Genomic DNA, 23,327 nt, shown 5'->3' on the forward strand with positions numbered 1-23,327 from the left:
TCGCCGGCGCGAGGAGCAAGCACGTGGAGGCTTCAATGCTGCACAAACTCAACCGCATGCGCGCGTCGCTTGCGTGCGCGGGCGTCGCGCTCCTTCTGTCCGCGTGCGCGCAGCCGTGGCAGAACTATCAGACCGGCGCCGATGCATCGACGGTCACCGCCCGGCTCGGTCCGCCGCGCGAAGTCTACGATTTGCCCAACGGCGGCAAGCGCCTGATGTGGCCGACGCAACCGCTCGGCGAATTCACCACCGCCGCCGACATCGACGCATCCGGCAGGATCGTCAGCGTCAGGCAGGTGCTCGACGAGAACGAGTTCTACAAGGCGCAGATCGGCACGTGGACGAAGAAGGACGTGCTCGTGAACTTCGGGCGGCCGGTGGAGACGTCATACTTTCCGCTGATGAAACGCGAAGTCTGGACCTACCGCTACATGGAAGCGAACGTCTGGTACATGATGTACAGCTTCTATTTCGACGATCAGGGCGTTCTGCGCCTGACGCAGAAGACGCCCGACCCGCTTCACGATCCCGACCGGCGCAATCTGTTCTGAGCACGTGAGCGTCGCGCCATTGAAAAAGCCCTCTCGCGAGGGCTTTTTGTTGTCAGTCGCGACCGCGCCCGCCAATCAAAGCTGCGGATTGAGCTTCTCGACCTTCGAGTGCAGCTTGTTCAACGCGGCGATATACGCCTTCGCCGACGCAGCGACGATGTCCGGATCGGTGCCGACGCCGTTCACGATTCGCCCGCTCTTCGACAGACGCACCGTTACTTCGCCTTGCGCCTGCGTGCCGGTCGTGATCGCGTTGACCGAGTACAGCACGAGTTCCGCGCCGCTTTCGACCTTCGATTCGATCGCGTGCAGCGTCGCATCGACGGGACCGTTGCCGCCCGCTTCGCCCGTGACTTCGCTGCCTTCCACCGCGAACACGACCTTGGCCTGCGGCTGCTCGCCGGTTTCCGAATGCTGCTTCATCGACACGAAGCGGAAGTGTTCCTTCGCCTGCGCCTCGGCGGATTCCTCGGAGACGATCTGCATGATGTCTTCGTCGAAGATTTCGGCCTTGCGGTCGGCGAGATCCTTGAAACGCGCGAATGCGGCGTTCACGTCGGCTTCGGATTCGAGCGTCACGCCGAGCTCTTCCAGACGCTGCTTGAACGCGTTACGGCCCGACAGCTTGCCGAGCACGATCTTGTTCGCGGCCCAGCCCACGTCTTCCGCGCGCATGATTTCGTAGGTATCGCGCGCCTTCAGCACGCCGTCCTGGTGGATGCCCGACGCATGCGCGAACGCATTCGCGCCAACGACCGCCTTGTTCGGCTGCACGACGAATCCGGTGATCTGCGACACGAGCTTCGACGTGGGGACGATCTGCGTCGTGTCGATGCCGACATCGAGCCCGAAGTAATCCTTGCGCGTCTTCACGGCCATCACGATTTCTTCGAGCGACGTGTTGCCCGCGCGCTCGCCGAGACCGTTGATCGTGCATTCGACCTGACGCGCGCCGCCGATCTGCACGCCCGCGAGCGAATTGGCGACCGCCAGGCCGAGATCGTCGTGGCAGTGAACCGACCAGACGGCCTTGTCGGAATTGGGCACGCGCTCGCGCAGCGTCCTGACGAGATTGCCGTAATGCTCCGGAATCCCGTAGCCGACCGTATCCGTGATGTTGATCGTGCGCGCGCCTTCTTCAATGACGCCTTCGAGCACGCGGCAGAGAAAATCGATATCCGAGCGGCTACCGTCTTCCGGCGAGAACTCGACGTCGTCGGTGAACTTGCGCGCGAAGCGCACCGCGAGGCGCGCCTGCTGGTAGACCTGCTCCGGCGTCATGCGCAGCTTCTTTTCCATGTGCAGCGCCGACGTGGCGATGAACGTGTGGATGCGGAACTGATTCGCGGGCTTCAGTGCATCGGCGGCGCGCTGGATGTCCTTGTCGTTCGCGCGGGCGAGCGAGCAGACCGTGCTGTCCTTCACGAGCGATGCGATGGTGTTGATCGCGTCGAAATCGCCGTTCGAACTCGCGGCGAAGCCCGCCTCGATCACGTCGACCTTCATGCGCTCCAGTTGCTTCGCGATGCGGATTTTCTCTTCCTTCGTCATCGACGCGCCGGGGGACTGTTCGCCATCGCGCAAGGTCGTGTCGAAGATGATCAACTTGTCTGCTGCCATGTTGGGCTCCTGTGGGGAGATTTATCGATTGTTGGAAATATCGCGATCGAAACGATAAGGCAAAAGGAAATTCGGGTGTTCGCGCCACCGCTGGCGTCGAAAACCTGAAAGGACGAGCAGACGGGAGGCGAGAAGAATTAGCGCGGTAGGCGCGCTAGCAGCGATAGTGCGCATAGCGACGCACCAGCCGGGAACAGCGAGAAGGGGAACGGAAAAAAGTTCATTCAAAAACTATAACGGCTTTTAGAGGCGCGTGCAATGAGGCTTTCCGATCGCGCCGATTGACGCTCATTCGCCGCGCCTGTTTGCCGAAGCCGGCTGAAAAACAAAAAAGCCTGCGTCCCGGAAGGAGGCAGGCTTTTTCGATGCCGGACAGCCAATCAGTAACCGCCGATCGACGCGCTCACGCGCTGGCGCAGTTCCGAGCCATCGCCAACCGGCGCGTTCTCGATGCGGCGCGCGCCCTGAAAGCGCTTTTCCCAGTAGCCGTCTTCCATATCGTCGACACGGATCGTGCTGCCGGTGGAAGGCGAATGCACGAACTTGTTGTCGCCGATATAGATGCCGACGTGCGAAAACGAGCGGCGCATCGTGTTGAAAAACACGAGATCGCCCGGTTTAAGATCGGAGACGGTCACCTTCTCGCCCACACGGCTCATTTCCTCGGCGCGGCGCGGCAAGGTCATGCCGAGCGTGTCCTGAAAGACGTAGCGAACGAAGCCGCTGCAGTCGAGGCCGGAATCCGGCGTGTTGCCGCCCCAGCGATACCGCACGCCGATCATGTTGAGCGCGCCGACGACGACGTCGCCCGCCTTGCTCGCCACGCCCGACAGAAACGACTTCGCGCCGCCCGAACTGCTGACGGCGTCTGCGCTCGTTGCGTCAGAGGATTTGCTGGAGGAAAAAATGCCGTTGTTGGCATTTTGGCTACTACTGCTGACTTCATCGGCGAACGCGCCGGAAGTTGTTGTCATCAGAAGGCCGATTAACATACCCGCGGCGGCGCGCGCGCATGTTTGAGTCAACGTTAGTGGTTGCATCGGTCGGTAGGTTTTACAATTAAAAGCTGCGAAATCAGGGAGATACGTGAAAGTTTGGAGGGATACTAGCTACAAAGTATTTAACTGTCAAAAGAAATAGAAAAATACAATTGAGATGGGCACCCAATTGGTGAAAAAGAAAGATTTTTAGGAATTCAGTGCTGCGGTCAGAAGCTTTCGTGTGTATTCGTCGGAAGGGTTCGCAAAAATCTTCTCTACTTCGCCCGACTCCACGACAAAACCATTTCGCATCACCGCCACGCGATGCGCCATTGCGCCGATCACCTGCAGGTCGTGGCTAATGAAAACGTAACCGAGATTGTGCTTCTTCTGAATGTCGGCGAGCAGCGCAAGTACCTGAGTTTGAATGGAAACATCGAGTGCGCTCGTCGGTTCGTCGAGGATCAGGATGCTCGGTTCGAGCACGAGTGCGCGGGCAATCGCGATGCGCTGCCGCTGTCCTCCGGAGAATTCGTGCGGATAACGATCGAGCGCCGCGCGCTCCATGCCGACTTCGCGCAGTACCGCGATCACCTTTGCGCGCCGCGCGGCCGCATCGAGTTCCGGACGATGCAGCGCGAGCCCTTCCCCGACGATCCTCTCCACCGTCTGCCGCGGCGACAGCGAGCTGAACGGGTCCTGAAACACCACTTGCAGGTTCGAGCGCAGCACCGCCTTTTCGCGTCCGCGAAAATCGCCGATCGCGCGGCCCTGAAACTGCACCGTGCCCGTCGAGGTGCGCTGCAGGCCGAGCAGCGCCATCGCGAGCGTGGACTTGCCCGAACCCGATTCCCCGACGATGCCGAGCGTCTCGCCCTGCCGCACCGTCAGCGTCACGTCGTCGACGGCCTTGAAGCGGCCGCGCCGGAACCAGCCCGCGAAACCCGGCAGGCGCGTCGCGTAGTCGACGGAGACATCCTTCGCGTCGAGCAGCACCGGCGCGATCGGCAGCACGGGCAGCACATTGCGCTTCGGCTTGCTTTGCATCAGCCGCTTGGTGTACGGATGCTGCGGCGACGTGAAAATCTCCTCCACGGCAGCGCTTTCGACGAGCACGCCCTTCTCCATCACCGCGACGCGCTCCGCAAAGCGCCGCACGAGGTTCAGGTCGTGCGTGATGAGCAGCACCGCCATGCCGCGCTTCTCGGCTTCATCGCGCTGAAGCTCCAGCAGCAGTTCGACAATCTGCGCGCGGATCGTCACGTCGAGCGCCGTGGTCGGCTCGTCGGCGAGCAGAAGCCGCGGCCGGCAGGCGAGCGCCATCGCGATCATCACGCGCTGGCGCTGCCCGCCCGAAAGCTGATGCGGATAACTGTCCACGCGTCTTTCCGGCTCGGTGATGCCGGTACGCGCGAGCAGCGCGATCGCGCGTTGCCGCGCCTCGCGCGGACTCGTGCCGTCGTGTAGCTGGATCGTCTCGCCGATCTGGTCGCCGACCGTATAGAGCGGATTGAGCGCCGTCATCGGCTCCTGGAAGATCATCGCGATATCGGAGCCGCGCAGGCCGCGCATCGCGTGCTCGCTCTTCGACAGCAATTCCTCGCCGGCGAAGCGGATCGAGCCGGTCACTTCGGCGTCGCGCACGAGACGCAGAATCGACAGCGCCGTCACGCTCTTGCCCGAACCCGATTCGCCGACGAGCGCCACACGCTCGCCCGCGCGGATATCGAGATTCGCGCCGTCGACGGCGAGCGTGTCACCGAAGCGCACGCGCAGATCCTGAATCGAAAGAAGCGGCTCGCTCACTGCCCGCCTCCCGCTTTCACCGCATCGGCGATGCGCGTGTCCAGCGCGTTGCGCAGGGCGTCGCCCATGAAGGTCAGCAGCAGCAGCGTGGCGACGAGCACGCCGAACGTCGACAGCGAAATCCACCAGGCGTCGAGATTGGCCTTGCCCTGCGCGAGCAGTTCGCCGAGCGAGGGCGTCGGCGACGGCACGCCGAGGCCGAGAAAATCGAGGCTGGTGAGCGCGAGAATCGCGCCGCTCATGCGAAACGGCAGGAACGTGATGACCGGCGTCAGGCTGTTGGGCAGCACGTGCCGCCAGATGATCTGCCAGTTCGACAGCCCCATCGCGCGGGCTGCGCGCACATAGTCCTGCGTGCGATTGCGCAGAAACTCCGCGCGCACGTAATCCGACAGGCCGATCCATCCGAACAGCGACAGCAGGATGATCAGCAGGATCAGGCTCGGCTCGAAGATCGACGCGAAGATGATGAGCAGATAAAGCTCCGGCAGCGCGCTCCATATCTCGATCAGCCGCTGCCCGGTGATATCGATCCTGCCGCCGAAATACCCCTGAACCGCGCCCGCGACGACGCCGAGTACCGTGCCGATCGCCGTCAGCACGAGCGCGAACAGCACCGACACGCGAAAGCCGTACACCAGCCGCGCGAACACGTCGCGGCCGCGATCGTCGGTGCCGAGCCAGTTTTCGCGCGAAGGCGGCGCCGGGTTCGAGCCTTTCGAGAAATAGTTGAGCGTGTCGTAGTAGTAGTGATTCGGCGGATAGATCGCGAAGTTGCCGGGCGCGCTGAAACGGTCGCGCACGAAGGGATCGAGATAATCGGCGGGCGTCGGGAAATCGCCGCCGAAGGTCGTCTCCGCATAGGTCTTCACGAGCGGAAAGTACATATGCCCCTGGTAGCGCACGACGAGCGGCTTGTCGTTCGACCAGAGCGGGCCCGCGAGGCTGATGGCGAACGCCACGACGAACACGACGAGGCTCCAGTACCCCAGGCGATTGCGCTTGAAGCGCAACCAGACGCGCCGCCCCGGCGGCACCGATGCCTCGCCGCGCAGCGGTTGCGCGTCGCTGCCGTTGGCCTTTCGCCGTGACGATTCCGATGAAGCGGCTCGATTCAAATCAGCGCTCCAGTTGTTCGAATTGAATGCGCGGATCGACCCAGACGTAACAAAGATCCGAGATGAGCTTCGTCGCGAGGCCGATCAGCGTGAAGAGATAGAGCGTGCCGAGCACGACCGGATAGTCGCGCCGCACGACGGATTCGTACGAGAGCAGGCCGAGCCCGTCGAGCGAGAACAGCGTCTCGATCAGCAGGCTGCCCGTGAAGAACGCGCCGATGAACGCCGCCGGAAAACCGACGATCAACGGCAGGAGCGCATTGCGAAACACGTGCTTCCACAACACCCGGCGCTCGCTCAGACCTTTCGCGCGCGCGGTCAGCACGTATTGCTTGCGAATCTCGTCGAGGAACGCGTTCTTCGTGAGCATCGTGATGATGGCGAAGCTGCCGACCACCGACGCCAGCACAGGCAAGGTGATATGCCACAGGTAGTCGAGAATCTTGCCGCTCAAGGAAAGCGTCGCCCAGTTGTCGGACGTGAGATTGCGCAATGGGAACAGTTGCCAGAACGATCCGCCGCCGAAGAGCACGAGCAGCAGCACGCCCAGCACGAAGCCCGGAATCGCGAAGCCGACGAGCACGACGAGACTCGTCGCGACATCGAACTTCGAGCCGTTCCTGACCGCCTTCGCGATGCCGAGCGGCACCGATATCAGATACGTGATGAAGAAGGTCCACAAGCCGATGCTGATCGACACCGGCAGCTTCGACACGATCAGCGACCACACGCTCTGATGCCTGAAGTAGCTCTCGCCGAGATCGAAGCGCGCGAACTTGCCGAGCATCAGGACATAGCGTTGCAGCGGCGGCTTGTCGAAGCCGTAGAGCTTCTTGAGCTGCTCGACCTGTTGCGCATCGACGCCCGAATGCGTGCGCAGGCCGAACCCGCCGCCGCCTTCCGACTGACCGCGCCGCAGATCGTGAACAGCCTGCTCGACGGGTCCGCCCGGCACGAACTGGATCACGACGAACGTGAGCGTCAATACGCCGATGAGCGTCGGGATCATCAAGAGTATGCGTTTAAGGATGTAGCTCCACATGGCGCACCGTCCTTTATTTCGCCGCGGGCGCGGCTTTGGCCCACCACGTCGATATGACCCATTCCTCGGCGCCGTAATACAGCGGCAATGTCGACGGAAAGCCGAGCGTATTGCGATACGCCACGCGATGCGTCGCCGAGTACCAGTGCGGCACCACATAGTAGCCGTTCATCAGCACGCGATCGAGCGCGTGCGTCGCGTCGACGAGTTGCTCGCGCGTCTGCGCGGAAATCACTTTCTGCAGGATCGCATCGACGGCGGGCGACTTCACGCCCGCGAGATTGTCCGAGCCCTGCTCGTCGGCGGACTTGCTACCGAAGCGCGAGACCTGCTCGGTGCCCGGCACCTGCACGTCGGGCATGCGCACGCTCGTCACGTCGAAATCGAACGCATCGAGACGCTTCTGGATGAGCGCGTAGTCCACGGTGCGGAAGTTCATCGAGATGCCGAGCTTCTGCAGATTGCGCCCGAACGCGGCCGCGACCGGCTCCATCGACGCGCCGCCGCCCGTGTCGTCGAGAATCTCGAAGGCGAACGGCTCGCCCTTCGCGTTGCGCAGCGCGCCGTCGTGATACGTCCAGCCGGCTTCCCGGAGCAATTCGCGCGCCTTGATGAGATTCGCGCGCAGCGACCCGGGCGGATCGGTGTCCGGCTGGCGCGGCATCTCGCCGAACACAGCGGGATCGAGCTCGCTCTTGAGCGGGTTCAGTATCGCGAGTTCGCCTTCGCCCGGCTTGCCCTTCGCCTGCAGATCGGTATTGACGAAGAAGCTGTCGATGCGCCTGTACTGATTGAAGAACAACTGCCGGTTGAGCCACTCGAAATCGAGCGCGAGATCGAGCGCCTGACGCACGCGCACGTCCTTGAAAAGCGGCTTGCGCGTGTTGATGAAAAATCCCTGCATGCCCGTACCGTTGTGCTGCGGGAACTCGCGCTTGATGAGCTCGCCGCTGTCGAAGCGCTTGCCGATATCGCGCCGGACCCAGCTTCGCGCGATATATTCGACGAGCACGTCGTACTCGCCCGCCTTGAAGGCTTCGAGACGCGCGGTGGAATCGCCGTAAAGCTTGTAGTCGATGTGCGCGAAATTGAACATGCCCGCGCGCACCGGCAGCGACGCGCCCCAGTAGTCCGGATTGCGCCTGTACGAGATTGTGCGGCCGTTGTCGAACCGGTCGATCAGATACGGCCCGCTGCCGACGGGCTTCTGAAACGCGATCTGATCGAACGGAATGCGCGTGCCGTCGGGCTTCGTCCCCCACTTGCGCGAGAACACCGGCACGCCGCCCGCGAGCAGCGGCATCTCGCGCGTCGCGCTCTTGAACTCGAAGCGGATCGTGAGCGGATCGACAACGACCGCGCGCGCGATCTGCCCGAAGTACACCGAGAACTGCGGCGCGGCCAGCGGACTCTTGAGCGTCTCGAACGAGAACTTGACGTCCTCGGCCGTCACCGGATCGCCGTTGGAGAAGCGCGCTTTCGGGTTGATGTGAAACGTCGTCGACATGCCGTCGGGCGCGACCGCGATATCGTCGGCGAGCAGGCCGTACGCGGTCGCTACTTCGTCGGAACTGCCTGTCGTCAGGCTCTCGAACATCAGCGAAAGACCGGGCGCCGGGTTGCCGCGCAAGGTGAACGGATTGAACTTGTCGAAGCTCGTCAGCCGGTTCGGATTCGCGAGCACGAGCGTGCCGTCGCGCGGAGCATCGGGATTGACGTAATCGAAATGCTTGAAATCCGCCGGATATTTAGGCTCGCCGTATTGCGCGATCGCGTGAACCGCGTAGGCCGGGGTCGCGAGCCACGCGATCGATCCGGCCAGTGCAAGCGCGATGAATCTGCATGAGGCGCTGAATGAGCGGATCGTCGTGCGAGTCGTCATGTGCCTCTTGGCGCGATGTGTGATGAAGCGTTGAATGACCCGGGCAGAGTCCGAAACGAGCGGCGCGGGAATCCTGGGCGGGGCATTGCATTGTGAGAGAATTCTACCCAAAATCACGCGCCATACGGCTCGCGGCCTACGGGTTTGCATTTAGGCCGATTGCGCCACGCACGCTACGCGCGGTATCCGCTTCATGATCCGCGCGCGACACTGACATCAAAGAAGGAGCATTCATGGGCTTTCTCGCTGGAAAACGAATTCTGCTGACGGGCCTGCTGTCGAACCGCTCGATCGCTTACGGCATCGCGGCGGCTTGCAAGCGCGAAGGCGCGGAACTGGCGTTCACGTATGTCGGCGAGCGATTCAAGGAGCGCATCACCGAATTCGCGACCGAGTTCGGCAGCGACATGGTCTATCCCTGCGACGTCGCCGACGATGCGCAGATCGAAGGGCTCTTCGCGTCGCTGAAAGAACGCTGGGATTCGCTCGACGGCCTCGTGCATTCCATCGGCTTCGCGCCGCGCGAGGCGATCGCGGGCGACTTCCTCGACGGCATGACGCGCGAAAACTTCCGCGTCGCGCACGACATCTCCGCATACAGCTTCCCCGCGCTCGCGAAGGCCGCGCTGCCGCTGCTGAAAGACGGCTCGTCGCTGCTCACGCTCTCCTATCTCGGCGCCGAACGCGCGCTGCCGAACTACAACACGATGGGTCTTGCGAAGGCATCGCTCGAGGCGAGCGTGCGGTACATGGCGGCAGCGCCGTCGCTCGGCGGCAAGGGCGTGCGCGTCAACGCCATTTCGGCCGGCCCGATCAAGACGCTCGCGGCGAGCGGCATCAAGGGCTTCGGCAAAATCCTGAACTTCGTCGAAGAAAACGCGCCGCTCAAGCGCAACGTGACGATTGAGCAAGTGGGCAATGTCGCGGCGTTCCTGCTGTCGGATCTGTCGGGCGGCGTGAGCGCGGAAGTCGTTCACGTCGATGCAGGGTTCCACGCGGTCGTCGGCGGCATGGGCGGCGAGGCGGAATAACCCGCTCGTTTTCTGCTTCAAAAAAAAGCGCCGCTCACTTTCACGTGAGCGGCGCTTTTTTGCTGCCTGCGACCGTTCAAATGCCGCGTTTATCTATGTCCATGCGGGCCGCCATGACCGTTACCGTGTCCATGCCCGTGCCCCGGCGGCGGACCATGATACGGCCCGTGCCCATGCCCGTGATGGCGATTCCAGTCGTTGCGGCTCCAGTAGCGCCGGCCGTCCCAGTACCGGTTGCCGTGCCAGCCGATGAACACAGGCGGCGCATACATCGGCGCGGGCTGATAGATGACCGGCGGAGGCGGCGGCGCGTAGACCGGCGTCGGCGCGACATACACCGGCGCCGGAATGCCGATGTTCACGCCCACGTGCACATCGGCGCGCGCGGCGGCCGTCGCGCTCAGCGCTGCGATCACGAGCACACCCGCCACGATTCGTCCCGAAAGATTCTTCTTCATACGCAATCCGACCTCGCTTTTCTGCCTGTTCGCTTGGCACGAAATATAACGGAAAGCTTTCATCGCATTATTTCAGCTTTGTAAGTTTTCGCGCGCTTCAGCTAAATGTCAGGAGAAAGCTTACCTTTTGTTACATTGGGCTCAGGTCGGAAATCCCTGCGAGTGTTGTTTTAGCGGCGAATCCGTCCTTTGCCGATAAAGTCGCAACAAAAAAGCCACCCGCTGCGAACGGGTGGCTCTCGGTGCCCTACAACGGCAATGCGCGACGCTCAATGCCAGCCGTTGTGATGGCCGTTGTCATGTCCGTGACCGTGATCGTGGTCATGACCATGATCGTAATGGCGATAGTAGTCGTCGCGATTCCAGTAGCGACGGCCATCCCAGTAACGATCGCCATGCCAGCCGACCACGACGACCGGCTGCGCGTACATCGGCGGGGGCGGCGGCGCGTACACGACGGGCGGCGGAGGCGGCGCATAAACCGGCGCGGGCGCGACATACACGGGCGCGGGCACCCCGATGTTGACGCCCACGGACACTCCCGCACTGGCCGCGCCGGAGGCCATCAAACCGCCGATCATCACGGCGCCAGCCAGCACGGAAGCCTTCGATACCTTGTTCATGTGATGCCCCACCTCGATGGGTTGTTTGTTGTGTTGACGGGACTATATCGGACGGATGCCCCCTCAAGTGTTCGACTTCGTAACCTGCTATTACCGTCGAAAAACTTACGAAAAGTAAGCTCGCGCGCATAAAAAAGGCGACCTTCGCGTCACAAAGGCCGCCGTCCGCAAACGGGTTTTCTTCCGCTCAGTTCGGCAGTTCCTGCCCCTTCGTTTCCGGCGCGAGCGGAATCACCGCGAGGCCGATGAGGAACGCAACCGCGGTGATCGCGATCGGCACGCCGAGCGTCTTCATGTGGAGCACCATCGCGCCGATGCCGAAGTTCACGATCGCGCCGAAAAAGCGCCCAATCGACGTGCAGAATGCGAACGCGGTCGCACGCACGCGGGTTTCGAACTGCTCGGGCAGCCACAACGAGAACAGCGCGAAGTTGCCACCGAAGAAGCCGAGCACGACGAGCAGCGCGATGAACGGCACCAGTCCGTTCGGCAGATAGAACGCCCAGCCGAACGCGAGCGCGATCGACGCCGCCATGCCGACGAAGTACACCGCGAGCGTCTTTCTGCGGCCAATCTTCTCGGCCATCGGCGGCAGCGCGAGACAGCCGATGATGGTGCCGATCGAAAGCAGCCCGGTCGCGATCGACGCCATGCGCGCGGCGTCGTGCTTGTCCATGCCGGCCTTCGTCGCGAGCTGGACGACGGCGGACGGCTCGTACACCGCGCCCGCCCACAGCCCGATGATCGCCACCGTCAACAGCACGGCCGCGACGATCGTGCGTTTGCGATATTGCGCATTGAAGATCGTCTTGAGCGAGCTTTCGTGCTTGACGTGCGGATGAACGGTTTCGGCGCGCTCCCACTTGTCGGTTTCCTTCACGCGCAAGAGCACCATGATCGACACGACGACCGGGAACAGGCCGACCAGGAACATCGCACGCCAGCCGAAGGTCGCGCCGATCGTGTAGTTCAACGCCGCGGCAAGAAAGAAGCCCGCGTAATAGCCGGTCTGCAAATAACCCGCGCCCATTTTCCGGCGATCTTCCGGCCACGCCTCCGCGACATACGTCCCGGCCAGCGCCCATTCGCCGCCGATACCCACGCCCGCCAAGAAGCGATAGATGCCGAGCTCCCACACCGTATGCGCGGTCGCCGCGAGGCCGGTGAAGATGGCGAACGTGAAGATGGTCGCGGCCAGCACCTTGGTGCGTCCGAAGCGGTCGGCGAGCGGACCCCAGATGAACGAGAGTCCCCACCCCACCAGAAACAGCGCGAAGAGTATCGAGCCGGCGAGCCCGACATTCGCCGGCGTCGCCTCGTAGCCCGAGCGCGGCAACAGTTCGGTGAGCGCCGGCGCGAGCACGAGCGCGTAAATGAACGAATCCATTCCGTCGAGCGTCCAGCCGGCCCATGCGCCCCAGAAGCCGGTGATCTGCGACCGGTTGAGCGGCGTCTTCGTGGCGCGGGTGGCGCGTACCTCACGATCTAGCGTTGTCGGCATGGCCATGTCTCTCCAACGAAATTAACGACGCGCGAGTTAAAAGTGTTTGTTCTGGCGTCTAGGGAAAGCACCGGGGTTTCGTGTGCACTTTTATATATAATATTTGAACAGCAACCCGCGACAACTCCGCACTTTCACCTATCCATGCCGACAGATCTCCTAGCCGTGTCGCCTCCGGCTTCTTTTCGCGATGCGCAGTTCGAGCCGCGCCAGAGCACGTCGCGCTTCATCGCGGATGCGCTGCGCGCCGCGATCGTCGATGGCTCGCTGCTGCCGGGCGAGCCGCTGCGCCAGGACGCGATCGCACGGCAGTTTTCCGTCAGCGCCATTCCGGTGCGCGAAGCGTTTCGCCAGCTCGAAAGCGAAGGCTGGGTGACGATCGAGCCGAACCGGGGCGCGGCCGTCAGCCTGCAATCGGCCGACGAGGCGCGCGAGATCTACGAGATCCGCGCGTCGCTCGAAAGCCTGGCTATCGGCATCGCGATCGGACATCACTCGGCCGAGACGCTCGCCCACGTGAAGCGCCTGCTCGAAGCCGCAGAAAACGAGCCTGATCCCGCGCTTTACGTCGTGCGCAACGAGCAGTTCCATATGAGCCTCTACGCGCCCGCGGATCGCCCGCGTTTGATGGAACTGATCGGCCAGATGCATCGGCGAGGCGAGCGCTATCTGCGCCTTAAGCTCGGGCTTCCGATTCACAAAGATGCATCCGATGCCGAGCATCGCGCGATCTTCGATGCACTCGTCGCGCGCGATATCGAGCAGGCGCAAATGCTCGTCGCGCGCCACCTGCTCTCGACGGGCGATTTGATCTACCGCTTTCTCGCCGATGCCCAATCGCTCGCTCAATCGAGCCACATCAAGAAGAAACGCCGCCCGCGCGCTTCGGCATCTTCCAGCACGACCCAAACGACCCAAACGACCCAAACGACCCAAACGACTTCTCCAGAGACAGACCGATGAACTCGTCCACACCCGCCGACGCCCTCACCGCAAGCCGGAACTGGAACACGCGCGCGCAGGAAAAAGCGCGGCGCCTGAAGCTGATCGAACCGTGGCTCGATGGCTCGGTGCTCGATCCCGCGCGCATCGTCGATGCGCTGAACGCGCTGATCGTCACCGGCGATCGCGTCGCGCTCGAAGGCAACAACCAGAAGCAGGCCGACTTCCTCTCGCGTGCGTTCGCGAAGCTCGATCCGCAGCGGGTGCGCGACATCCATCTGCTCATCTCGAGCATCAGCCGGCCCGAGCATCTCGCGCTCTTCGAGCAAGGCATCGCGCATAAGGTCGATTTCGCGTTCGCCGGGCCGCAGAGCCTGCGCGTCGCGCAACTGCTCGAAGACGGCCAGTTGGAGATCGGCGCGATTTATACGTATATCGAACTGTATGCGCGCATGTTCATCGATCTCACGCCGCAGGTCGCGCTCGTGTGCGCCGTGCAGGCCGATCGACACGGCAATCTCTATACGGGCGCGAATACCGAGGACACGCCGACGATCGTCGAAGCCACCGCGTTTCGCCACGGCATCGTGGTCGCGCAGGTGAACGAAATCGTCGATCAGCTGCCGCGCGTCGATATTCCCGGCTCGTGGGTCGATGTCGTCGTGGAGGCGGACCGGCCGTTCGCGGTCGAGCCGCTCTTCACGCGCGATCCGCGCCACATCGGCGAGTTGCAAATCTTGATGGCGATGATGACGATCCGCGGCATCTACGAGCGTTACGGCGTGACGGCGCTCAATCACGGCATCGGCTTCGATACCGCCGCGATCGAACTGCTGCTGCCGACGTACGGCGAATCGCTCGGACTGAAAGGGAAAATCTGCACGAACTGGGCGCTCAATCCTCATCCGACGCTCATTCCGGCGATCGAATCCGGCTGGGTGCAGAGCGTGCATTGCTTCGGCAGCGAAGTCGGCATGGAGGACTACATCGCCGCGCGCTCCGACGTGTTCTTCACGGGACGCGACGGCAGCCTGCGCTCGAATCGCGTGTTCTGCCAGCTCGCGGGGCAATACGGCGTCGATCTTTTCATCGGCTCGACGCTGCAGATGGACGCCGACGCGAACTCGTCGACGGTCACGCTCGGACGGCTCGCGGGTTTCGGCGGCGCGCCGAACATGGGACACGATCCGCGCGGCCGCCGTCATTCGAGCGAAGCGTGGCTCAAGCTGCTGAAGGACGACGGCCCGAATCCGAAAATCGCGCGTGGTCACAAGCTCGTCGTGCAGACCGCCGAGACGTACAAGAAAGGCGGCGAGCCGACCATCGTCGATGCGCTCGATGCGATCGCCGTCGGCGAGAAAAGCGGCATGCCGATCGCGCCCGTCATGATCTACGGCGATGACGTCACGCACGTCGTGACCGAGGAAGGCATCGCGTATCTGCATGCGGCCGAAGGCGTCGATGAGCGCCGCGCCGCGCTCGCGGCTATCGCCGGCGTGACGCCCATCGGCATGCGCGCCGATCCTGCCAGAACCGCCGAGTTGAGACGGCGCGGCATCGTCGCGTATCCGGAAGATCTGGGCGTACGGCGCGGCGAAGCGAAACGCTCGCTGCTCGCGGCGCGCAGCATCGACGATCTCGTCGCGTGGTCGGGCGGCCTCTACGCGCCGCCCGCGCGCTTCAGAAGCTGGTGATCGCGATGAATGCACTTCCCTTGTTGCGCGACGACGTCCGCGACGTTGCGACGTCGCCGCTGATCATCGCGACACACGCGGTCGATGCGCTCATCGCCGAGGCGCGTCTCACGCCCAAGCCCGCGCTCGTCGATGAACGCGGCAGCGGTGCGCATCGCGATCTCGATCTCGACACGATGCTGCGTTCCGCGCGGGCGCTGCAGCCGACGTTCCTCGCGATCGCGCGCGCGGCGCATGGCTTGCGGCCATCGCAGACGCTGCGCGAGCAACTGGCGCGCATCGGCCGCGAAGGCGAAGCCGCGATGATGCGTGCGACGAGCGGCAGCAACGCGCATCGCGGCGCGATCTGGATCGTCGGTTTGTTGTGCGCGGGCGCGGCGATGCACGCACCGAACGATATCGACGCGATCTGCGCATCGGCCGCTGCGATCGCGCGCTACGACGACCGTTACGCGCCCGTATCCGTCACGACGAGTCACGGCGCGCGCGTGAGCGAACGTTATCGGGTCGCGGGCGCGCGGGGCGAAGCGCGCGATGCTTTTCCGCATGCGCGGCTCATCGGCCTGCCCGCGCTCGACGCTGCACGCGCACGCGGTCTCGATGAGTCCGGCGCGCGACTCGATGCGCTCATCGCGATCATTGCGTCGCTGGACGATACGTGTCTCCTGCATCGCGGCGGAATGATCGCGCTCGATGCGGCGCAACGCGGCGCGAAGCGCGTGATGAATCATGGCGGCGTGGCCACGCAGGAAGGACGCGCCGCGCTCGTGCGACTCGACGCCGACTTGCTGGCGCTGAACGCATCGCCCGGCGGCGCCGCCGATCTGCTCGCGGCGACACTCTTTCTCGACAGTCTCAGGCGTCTCATATAAGGCGCATCGAAGAGGAACGAACGATGGAAAACATGCGATACGAATATCCGGCCAAACGGCCCGTCACGCGCCGCGCGCATGTCGGCGTGGTCGGCTCGGGCGATCTCGAAGTGCTGCTCTCGCCGTCGCAAAATGCGAACGCGGAAGTGGTGATCCGCACGAGCGTCGATGGTTATGGCCACGTGTGGAAAAGCGTGCTCGACCGCTTCTTTCAGCGCTACGACGGCGCGGCGAAGATCGAGCTGAACGATTTCGGCGCGACGCCCGGCGTCGTCATGCTGAGACTGAACGAAGCCGTCGAAGCGAGCGAAGGAGACACGCCATGAACGCGCACGACACGTTTCTCGCGCGGCACAGCTTCATCGAACTGACGGCACGCGAACGCATCCGCGCATTGCTCGACAAAGGCACGTTCCGCGAACTGCTCGGTCCGTTCGACCGGATCGAATCGCCGTGGCTCGCGATGCAGAACATCGTCTGCCAGGCCGACGACGGCGCGGTCATCGCGCGCGGCATGCTTGGCGGCGAGCCCGCGCTGATCGCAGCGATCGAGCCCGCGTTTCAGGGCGGCAGCATCGGCGAAGTGTCGGGTGCGAAGATCGCCGCCGCGCTCGAACTGGCTCTGGGCGAATTCGAAGCCGGACGCACGATCCGCCCCGTCGTGCTGTTCGAGACCGGCGGCGTGCGCTTGCAGGAAGCCAATCTCGGGCTTGCGGCTATCGCGGAAATCCAGGCGGCGATCGTCGCGCTGCGCGCTCACGTGCCGGTGGTCGGCGTGATCGGCGGGATGGTCGGCTGCTTCGGCGGCATGTCGCTCGCGGCCGCGCTCTGCACCGAACTCGTGATGACGCGCCAGGCGCGGCTCGGCATGAACGGGCCGGAAGTGATCGAACAGGAAGCGGGCATCGAAGAACTCGATTCCGGCGACCGGCGTCTGATCTGGTCGATGATCGGCGGCGAGGAACGCGTCGCAGTCGGGCTTGCGGATACGCTCGTCGAAGACGATACCGATCAGGTCCGCGACGCCGTGCTCGCCGCGTTCAAGCGAGGTGTGCCGAAGCAGCATCGCACCGAAAATATCGACGGCTTCATCGCGCGGCTCGCGCAAGTGAACCCGGACGCGATCGATCCCGACACACTGCGCACACTCTGGGGCACATCATGACCGACGCACTTTCCCGCGGCGAACGCTGGCTCGACGCGCTGACTTCTCCGTCCACGCGAACCGAAAGCGGACCGATCCGCGCCCGCGACGGCCAGCTCGACGGCGAACACGCGAGCTTCTTCGCCGTCGTGCCCGATCCGGAAAACCGCTTTCCCCGCGCGACCGATAACGTCGTCGGACTCGAACAAGGCTGGCTGCTCGCGCGCGCCGTGCGCGAAGCCATCGACGCCGATCGCGATGCCGGCGTGAAGCGCCCGATCGTCGCGGTCGTCGATGTGAAAAGCCAGGCGTACGGACGCCGCGAGGAACTGCTCGGCATTCATCTCGCGTGCGCGGCCGCCGTCGATGCCTACGCGAGCGCGCGGCTCGCGGGTCATCCGGTGATCGCGCTGATCGTCGGGCCGGCGATGTCGGGCGCGTACCTCGCGCACGGCTATCAGGCGAACCGCATCGTCGCGCTCGACGCACCCGGCACGGCCGTTCACGCGATGGGCAAGGAAGCCGCCGCACGCGTCACGCGACGCAGCGTCGAGAGTCTCGATGCGCTCGGCGACACCGTCCTGCCGATGTCGTACAAGATGAGCGCGTACGCGAAGCTCGGCTTGCTGCACGAACTGATCGAAGGCGTCGATGCCGATGCGCCCTCTTCCGTCGATATCGAGCGCGTGAAAGCATCGCTCGCGGCGGCGGTGAAGGACGCGCGCAACGGTCCGCGCGACCTGTCGGTGCGGCTCGCTTCCGACGATGCGAAACGCACGCGGGCGGCGTCGATCGAAGTGCGCAGACGCATGCGCGAGCAGTGGAGCGCGTGATGAACCGGACGCCGCGTCCGCACGATCTGCTGCGGCTCGCGCCCGGCGCGACGATGCTCGACGAAGCGCCGGATTGGGTCGCTGCGTCGCTCGTGCGCGCGCCGTTCGTCGTCGTGCGGCGCGCGCCGCGTATCGGCGATGCGATCGCGGTCGGCGTGCGAGGCGCGTCGCGCGGTGAACGCTTCGGCACGTGGATCGAGCCGCGCTGGATCGAAGCGATCCTCACGCCGGAAGATCTGCGCATGCGCGAGCCCGATCAAGCGCGCGCCGCGCTGCCCGCGTTCGCGTTGCTGCGCGCGGTGCCTTCCATCATCGATCGATGCAACCTCGACTGGGGTCCGACCGGCAGCGCCGGCTTCGAGCTCGCGAGCGCGATGCCGACGATCACGCGCGACAGCGACCTCGATATCGTCGTGCGTGCGCCGGAGCCTTTGCCGCGCGCCGACGCATCGTCGCTCTTCGACGCGCTCTCGCGCGCCGCGCAGGTAGCGGGCACGCGCATCGACGTGCAGATCGAAACATCCGACGCAGCGTTCTCGCTCGCCGAATTCGCGCGCGCGAATCAGCATCGAGGCCTGCGCGTGATGCTGCGGCATGCGGACGGCCCACGGCTCGTCGACGATCCGTGGGCGGCGGCATGATCGCGTATCTCTTTCCCGGACAAGGCGCGCAGACGCCCGGCTTTCTGCATCGTCTCGGCGGCGACGCGCCGCATCCGGCGATCGTCCGCACGCTCGCGGAAGCGTCCGATGTGCTCGGCGAAGACGTGCTCGCGCTCGACACCGCCGATGCCCTCGCGTCGACGGTTGCCGTGCAGGTCGCGCTCGTCGTCGCGGGCGTCGCGGCGGCGCGTGCGCTCGCGGAGGAAGGCATCGAGCCGGAAGCCGTCGCGGGCCTGTCGGTCGGCGCGTATGGCGCGGCGGTCGTCTGCGGCGCGATCGCTTTCGACGACGCGCTGAAGCTCGTGCGCCTGCGCGCCAGATTGATGCAGGACGCCTATCCACGCGGTTACGGCATGCTGGCGGTGCTCGGTCTGAACGAGCGCGAGATCGCCCGCGCCATCGCCGACAGCGGCGCCGATGCCTACATCGGCAATCTGAACGCGCCGCGTCAGATCGTCGTGTCGGGCAGCGATGCCGCGCTCGCGCAGGTCCGCGAAATCGCGCTGGCGCGCGGCGCGCGCAAGGCCGAACGGCTCTGCGTGAGTGTGCCGTCGCATTGCGTGCTGCTCGAAAAAGCCGCCGAAAGTCTGATCGACGCGGCGCGCGACGTGCGCATTGACGCGCCGCGTATCGCGTATGTCGGCAATCGTGGCGCGCGCGTGCTGCGCCATGCCGATGCCATCCGCGAAGACCTCGCCACCAATCTGCGCTATCCGGTGCGCTGGCACGATTCGACCATCGCGCTGTCCGAGCTCGGCGCGAAAATTTTCGTCGAGATGCCGCCGGGACAGACGCTGACCTCCCTTCTCGCCGACGCCCTGCCCGGCGCGCCCGCCTACGCGATGGACGCCGCGCCGATCGGCTCGATTGCGGCGCGTGTGCGGATCGCACGAAACCGCGCGAACGATTGATTCGCTTCGCATGCGCGACTGATGCGCGCTTCGCGTTGGCGTTTTTATCCTTTCTGCCTACAAAATCGGAATTTTCGTGTAGCTTACAAGTCGACTGTCATTAGCATTGCGCCGGCGTCCGCGCATTTCTGCGCAACGACAACCAAAATGACATTCCAAAGGTAAAACTATGACGATCTTCCGCATCGCGCTTGCGGCATCCGCCGTATTCACCCTCGCATCGTGCAGCAGCATGGGCAGCATGGACCCGAACCAACTGATGCAATCCGGGCAACTGGCGACGCAGGCATTGTCGCTCAGCGATTCCGACGTCCGCACGCTGTCCGATAAATCCTGCGTCCAACTCGACAAGGAAAACCAGATTGCGCCGGCCAACAGTCCGTACACGCAACGCTTGAACAAGATTTCGAAGCAGCTCGGCGACAACATCAACGGCGTGCCCGTCAACTACAAGGTCTACATGACGAAGGACGTCAACGCGTGGGCGATGGCGAACGGTTGCGTGCGCGTCTACAGCGGCCTCATGGACCTGATGAACGACGACGAAGTGCGCGGCGTCGTCGGGCACGAGATGGGTCACGTGGCGCTCGGCCACACCAAGAAGGCGATGCAGGTCGCGTATGCGACGTCGGCGGCGCGCTCGGTGGCGGCGTCGGCGGGCGGGGTCGTCGGGAATCTGTCGGCGTCGCAGCTCGGCGATCTGTCGGAGAAGTTCGTGAACGCGCAGTTCTCGCAATCGCAGGAAAGCGCCGCCGACGACTACTCGTTCGACACGCAAAAGAAGAAGGGATACAACCCGGCGGGACTCGTGACCGCGTTCCAGAAGCTCGCATCGATCGATGGCGGCAAGTCGAGCATGCTCGATTCGCATCCGTCGTCGCCGGCGCGGGCGAAGCATATTCAGGATCGGATCGCGTCGGGGAAGTAACGCGTAGTTGAGCGTAACGCGCGCGCGGTGATGCGCGCGCGTTGGCAGAGAACAATCAGAAGAAGTAGTAATGCACGCCCACGGTCAGGCTATCGTTGCGGCGATGACCGCCCTGGTAGCTCGACGTGTCGCCGGTATATTCGGCCGCCACGCTCCAGTTTTTCTCGAGCTTGTATTCGACGCCGGCGCCGTAATGCAGACGCGTATCGGGCCACGTGCCCGTGAAGCCGATGCGGCCGTACGGCATGATGTTTCCGTCGACGGGCATGCCGAACTTCAGGTCGATGCCGCCGTCTTTCCCGGTCGTCGAGCCGTCGTGAAAATCCATGAATCCTTCGAAGCCGATCACGAACTGGCCGACGTCGTAATTCACGCCGGCCACGAGACCGGGGAAGTACGTCGTCTGCGTGGACTTCGGGTCCGGGCCGGTAATGTCCGACCAGTCGACACCGAACTTCGCACCGACATAAGGACCGGCAAACTGACTATGCGGGCCTTGGACGCCCATCAGCTTGAGAAGAGTCGCATCGAGCGCTTCCGAATGCGCCTGTGCCGCGCAGAGCAGCGACAAGAGCGCTGGAGCAATGAGCTTTCTGATAACTGCCATGACTGAACTGCCAACCTTGAAAAAGGTGTTGCCCGATGGCGTCGGCGCATTCGGGCAATACCGTAATCGGGACAACGAACGCACGCGTTGCGTTGCACTCTTGCTTGCCTGACGGCAAGCAACCCGCGAGGTTAGTTAGCTCCGGTCAGCATAGAAAGCGGAAATGTCCTAAAGCGATGTGGCGCGTTGTCATATGAACTTCGCGCAGGATAACGAACCAATTCGCTGGCACGAAAGCCGATCGCCGCGCAAAAAGAAAAAGCCCCGCAAGTTTTTAAGCTTGCGGGGCCTTTCTACGACAACTGGCGGAGACGGAGGGATTCGAACCCTCGATCCAGTTTTTAGCCAGATGCTCCCTTAGCAGGGGAGTGCCTTCGACCTCTCGGCCACGTCTCCCAAACTTTTCGTCGCACCGGGAGTGCAGTGCAACGAGATCGAGATAATAACGTGTTCGCAGGCGCGGGTCAAACTGGCGTGATTATTTTTTTCAAAACGATCAATACCGAAAGGCCCTCCTCCGCAAACCGCAACGGAGCGCAGGATTCAAACCCGCGCGATTTACGCGCGGTCGAGTTCGAACGCCTTGTGCAGCGCGCGCACGGCGAGTTCGGTGTACTTCTCGTCGATCAGCACCGAAATCTTGATTTCCGACGTGGAGATCATCTGGATATTGATGCCCTCTTCCGACAGCGTGCGGAACATCGTGCTCGCGATGCCCACATGCGAGCGCATGCCGACGCCCACCACCGACACCTTCGACACCTTCGGATCGCCCAGAACGGTTTCCGCCTGGACGTGGCCCTTCACCTGGTTGTTCAGGATTTCGAGCGCGCGGTGGTAATCGCCGCGGCCGACCGTGAACGTGAAGTCGGTCTTGCCGTTCACGCTCTGGTTCTGAATGATCATGTCGATGTCGATGTTCGCATCGGCGACCGGTCCGAGAATCTGATACGCGACGCCCGGCTTGTCGGGCACGCCCATGACCGCGATGCGCGCTTCGTCGCGCTGGAACGCGATGCCAGAAATCACTGCTTTTTCCATGTTCTCGTCTTCTTCAAAAGTAATCAGGGTGCCGGAGTGCATTTCGGCCTCGAGCGGCATCAGCGGATCGGTCAGGCTGGAGAGCACGCGCGTCTTCACCTGATACTTGCCGGCGAATTCCACCGAGCGGATCTGCAGCACCTTCGAGCCGAGGCTCGCCATTTCCAGCATTTCCTCGAAGGTCACGCGGTCGAGCCGGCGTGCTTCTTCGACGACGCGCGGGTCGGTCGTGTAGACGCCGTCGACGTCGGTGTAGATCAGGCACTCGTCCGCCTTCATGGCCGCCGCAATGGCCACCGCCGACGTGTCCGAGCCGCCGCGGCCGAGCGTCGCGATATGACCTTCCGGATCGACGCCCTGAAAGCCCGTGATGACCACGACCTTGCCCGCGTCGAGATCCTTCAGCACGCGCTCGCCGTCGATTTCGCTGATGCGCGCCTTCGTGAACGCGCTGTCCGTCTTGATCGGCACTTGCCAGCCGGCATAGCTCACGGCGTCGAGGCCTTCGGCGTGCAGCGCGATGGCGAGAAGCCCCACGCTCACCTGCTCGCCGGTGGAGGCAATCATGTCGAGTTCGCGCGGGTCCGGGTCGGCCTTGATGTCGCGTGCGAGGCCGAGCAGGCGATTGGTTTCGCCGGACATCGCCGAGGGCACGACGACCATCTTGTGGCCTGCCTTGTGCCATTTGGCGACGCGCTTGGCGACGTTCTTGATGCGCTCGACCGAGCCCATCGAAGTGCCGCCGTATTTGTGTACGATGAGTGCCATTGTCGTTTTGAACTGGAGGGAAAACCGCGCTTCACGCGCGTTGGCGCGAGAGCGCTTGAGACTCGCGCTCGATTTGCTTCAGGGGATGTCGAAGCCTACGAACAGCGGGCGCTGCCGCACGCCCGTCGCGCGCTCGCACGAATGTTATACGCGGCGCACGGATGCGTCGATGCGGGCGAAATCGAGTCTTTTGAACGGAGATGCCGCGCAAAAACGCGCCGGGGCGAAACGAGTTACCGTACCCGATCGAGGCTGAAATTACAAGATGGAGCGCCGGTGACGCCGATTTTACCGGCTTCCGCACAACGGCTGC

The 23,327-nt window shown here is 63.6% G+C and carries 22 protein-coding genes and 1 tRNA gene; 11 read left to right on the plus strand and 12 right to left on the minus strand.

Annotation, left to right across the window (positions count from 1 at the left end; genetic code table 11):
• The first annotated feature begins 35 nt into the window (after positions 1 to 35).
• The gene (locus PQR08_RS19330; RefSeq protein WP_238293870.1) at positions 36 to 551 is read left to right on the plus strand and encodes a hypothetical protein; all 516 of its coding nucleotides are present in this window, start codon (positions 36 to 38) and stop codon (positions 549 to 551) included.
• Positions 552 to 626: 75 nt separating this feature from the next.
• Here the strand turns inward: PQR08_RS19330 and PQR08_RS19335 are convergent, their stop codons facing one another.
• The 6 genes from PQR08_RS19335 to PQR08_RS19360 form a co-directional block, all read right to left on the minus strand.
• A complete protein-coding gene (locus PQR08_RS19335; protein ID WP_250483771.1) occupies positions 627 to 2,171 on the minus strand; it encodes a 2-isopropylmalate synthase in 1,545 nt (514 codons plus the stop codon).
• Between the two features lie 380 nt (positions 2,172 to 2,551).
• Positions 2,552 to 3,211, minus strand: coding sequence for a C40 family peptidase (locus PQR08_RS19340; protein WP_250483772.1), 660 nt, complete (start codon positions 3,209 to 3,211; stop codon positions 2,552 to 2,554).
• A gap of 147 nt (positions 3,212 to 3,358) precedes the next feature.
• Entirely contained in the window at positions 3,359 to 4,957 is a 1,599-nt protein-coding gene (locus PQR08_RS19345; protein WP_035503015.1) for an ABC transporter ATP-binding protein, read from the minus strand.
• Entirely contained in the window at positions 4,954 to 6,075 is a 1,122-nt protein-coding gene (locus PQR08_RS19350) for an ABC transporter permease (protein ID WP_408162137.1), read from the minus strand. The genes PQR08_RS19345 and PQR08_RS19350 overlap by 4 nt, the downstream gene beginning before the upstream one ends.
• A gap of 1 nt (position 6,076) precedes the next feature.
• A complete protein-coding gene (locus PQR08_RS19355; RefSeq protein ID WP_250483773.1) occupies positions 6,077 to 7,117 on the minus strand; it encodes a microcin C ABC transporter permease YejB in 1,041 nt (346 codons plus the stop codon).
• A 13-nt stretch (positions 7,118 to 7,130) separates the two neighbouring features.
• On the minus strand, positions 7,131 to 8,999 hold the full coding sequence (locus tag PQR08_RS19360) for an extracellular solute-binding protein (protein WP_250483774.1): 1,869 nt from the start codon (positions 8,997 to 8,999) through the stop codon (positions 7,131 to 7,133).
• 233 nt (positions 9,000 to 9,232) lie between these two features.
• On the opposite strand from PQR08_RS19360, the gene fabI reads away from it, so the two are divergent.
• On the plus strand, positions 9,233 to 10,030 hold the full coding sequence (fabI, locus tag PQR08_RS19365; RefSeq protein ID WP_238214902.1) for an enoyl-ACP reductase FabI: 798 nt from the start codon (positions 9,233 to 9,235) through the stop codon (positions 10,028 to 10,030).
• 89 nt (positions 10,031 to 10,119) lie between these two features.
• Here the strand turns inward: fabI and PQR08_RS19370 are convergent, their stop codons facing one another.
• The 3 genes from PQR08_RS19370 to PQR08_RS19380 all read right to left on the minus strand — a co-directional run bounded on the left by PQR08_RS19370 (position 10,120) and on the right by PQR08_RS19380 (position 12,612).
• Positions 10,120 to 10,488 (minus strand): hypothetical protein, encoded by a 369-nt coding sequence (locus PQR08_RS19370; protein WP_250483775.1) that lies wholly within the window; start codon positions 10,486 to 10,488, stop codon positions 10,120 to 10,122.
• A gap of 269 nt (positions 10,489 to 10,757) precedes the next feature.
• Complete coding sequence (locus tag PQR08_RS19375; protein WP_187608851.1) at positions 10,758 to 11,111, minus strand: hypothetical protein; 354 nt, start codon at positions 11,109 to 11,111, stop codon at positions 10,758 to 10,760.
• 187 nt (positions 11,112 to 11,298) lie between these two features.
• Entirely contained in the window at positions 11,299 to 12,612 is a 1,314-nt protein-coding gene (locus PQR08_RS19380; protein ID WP_250483776.1) for an MFS transporter, read from the minus strand.
• A gap of 144 nt (positions 12,613 to 12,756) precedes the next feature.
• On the opposite strand from PQR08_RS19380, the gene PQR08_RS19385 reads away from it, so the two are divergent.
• The 9 genes from PQR08_RS19385 to loiP all read left to right on the plus strand — a co-directional run bounded on the left by PQR08_RS19385 (position 12,757) and on the right by loiP (position 20,598).
• Entirely contained in the window at positions 12,757 to 13,575 is an 819-nt protein-coding gene (locus PQR08_RS19385; protein WP_250483777.1) for a GntR family transcriptional regulator, read from the plus strand.
• Positions 13,572 to 15,248, plus strand: coding sequence for a malonate decarboxylase subunit alpha (mdcA, locus tag PQR08_RS19390; RefSeq protein ID WP_250483778.1), 1,677 nt, complete (start codon positions 13,572 to 13,574; stop codon positions 15,246 to 15,248). The genes PQR08_RS19385 and mdcA overlap by 4 nt, the downstream gene beginning before the upstream one ends.
• Positions 15,249 to 15,253: 5 nt before the next feature.
• Positions 15,254 to 16,120: a triphosphoribosyl-dephospho-CoA synthase gene (locus PQR08_RS19395; protein ID WP_250483779.1), complete on the plus strand. Its 867-nt coding sequence runs from the start codon at positions 15,254 to 15,256 to the stop codon at positions 16,118 to 16,120.
• A gap of 23 nt (positions 16,121 to 16,143) precedes the next feature.
• Entirely contained in the window at positions 16,144 to 16,446 is a 303-nt protein-coding gene (locus PQR08_RS19400; protein WP_106856370.1) for a malonate decarboxylase subunit delta, read from the plus strand.
• On the plus strand, positions 16,443 to 17,285 hold the full coding sequence (locus PQR08_RS19405) for a biotin-independent malonate decarboxylase subunit beta (protein WP_250483780.1): 843 nt from the start codon (positions 16,443 to 16,445) through the stop codon (positions 17,283 to 17,285). Before PQR08_RS19400 ends, PQR08_RS19405 begins: the two co-directional genes overlap by 4 nt.
• Positions 17,282 to 18,097 carry a biotin-independent malonate decarboxylase subunit gamma gene (gene mdcE / locus PQR08_RS19410; RefSeq protein WP_250483781.1) on the plus strand — a complete coding sequence of 272 codons (816 nt, stop codon included), beginning with the start codon at positions 17,282 to 17,284 and terminating at the stop codon, positions 18,095 to 18,097. The genes PQR08_RS19405 and mdcE overlap by 4 nt, the downstream gene beginning before the upstream one ends.
• Positions 18,097 to 18,738 carry a malonate decarboxylase holo-ACP synthase gene (locus tag PQR08_RS19415; protein WP_250483782.1) on the plus strand — a complete coding sequence of 214 codons (642 nt, stop codon included), beginning with the start codon at positions 18,097 to 18,099 and terminating at the stop codon, positions 18,736 to 18,738. The genes mdcE and PQR08_RS19415 overlap by 1 nt, the downstream gene beginning before the upstream one ends.
• Positions 18,735 to 19,670 carry a malonate decarboxylase subunit epsilon gene (gene mdcH, locus PQR08_RS19420; protein WP_250483783.1) on the plus strand — a complete coding sequence of 312 codons (936 nt, stop codon included), beginning with the start codon at positions 18,735 to 18,737 and terminating at the stop codon, positions 19,668 to 19,670. Before PQR08_RS19415 ends, mdcH begins: the two co-directional genes overlap by 4 nt.
• 169 nt (positions 19,671 to 19,839) lie before the next feature.
• On the plus strand, positions 19,840 to 20,598 hold the full coding sequence (gene loiP, locus PQR08_RS19425; protein ID WP_273654952.1) for a metalloprotease LoiP: 759 nt from the start codon (positions 19,840 to 19,842) through the stop codon (positions 20,596 to 20,598).
• A gap of 55 nt (positions 20,599 to 20,653) precedes the next feature.
• Here the strand turns inward: loiP and PQR08_RS19430 are convergent, their stop codons facing one another.
• The 3 genes from PQR08_RS19430 to PQR08_RS19440 all read right to left on the minus strand — a co-directional run bounded on the left by PQR08_RS19430 (position 20,654) and on the right by PQR08_RS19440 (position 23,014).
• A complete protein-coding gene (locus PQR08_RS19430) occupies positions 20,654 to 21,205 on the minus strand; it encodes a porin family protein (RefSeq protein ID WP_250483784.1) in 552 nt (183 codons plus the stop codon).
• Between the two features lie 303 nt (positions 21,206 to 21,508).
• Positions 21,509 to 21,601, minus strand: a tRNA-Ser gene (locus PQR08_RS19435).
• 162 nt (positions 21,602 to 21,763) lie between these two features.
• Entirely contained in the window at positions 21,764 to 23,014 is a 1,251-nt protein-coding gene (locus PQR08_RS19440) for an aspartate kinase (RefSeq protein ID WP_035503032.1), read from the minus strand.
• Positions 23,015 to 23,327 lie beyond the last annotated feature (313 nt).

Source organism: Caballeronia jiangsuensis (genome assembly GCF_046030135.1).
GTDB lineage: Bacteria > Pseudomonadota > Gammaproteobacteria > Burkholderiales > Burkholderiaceae > Caballeronia > Caballeronia jiangsuensis.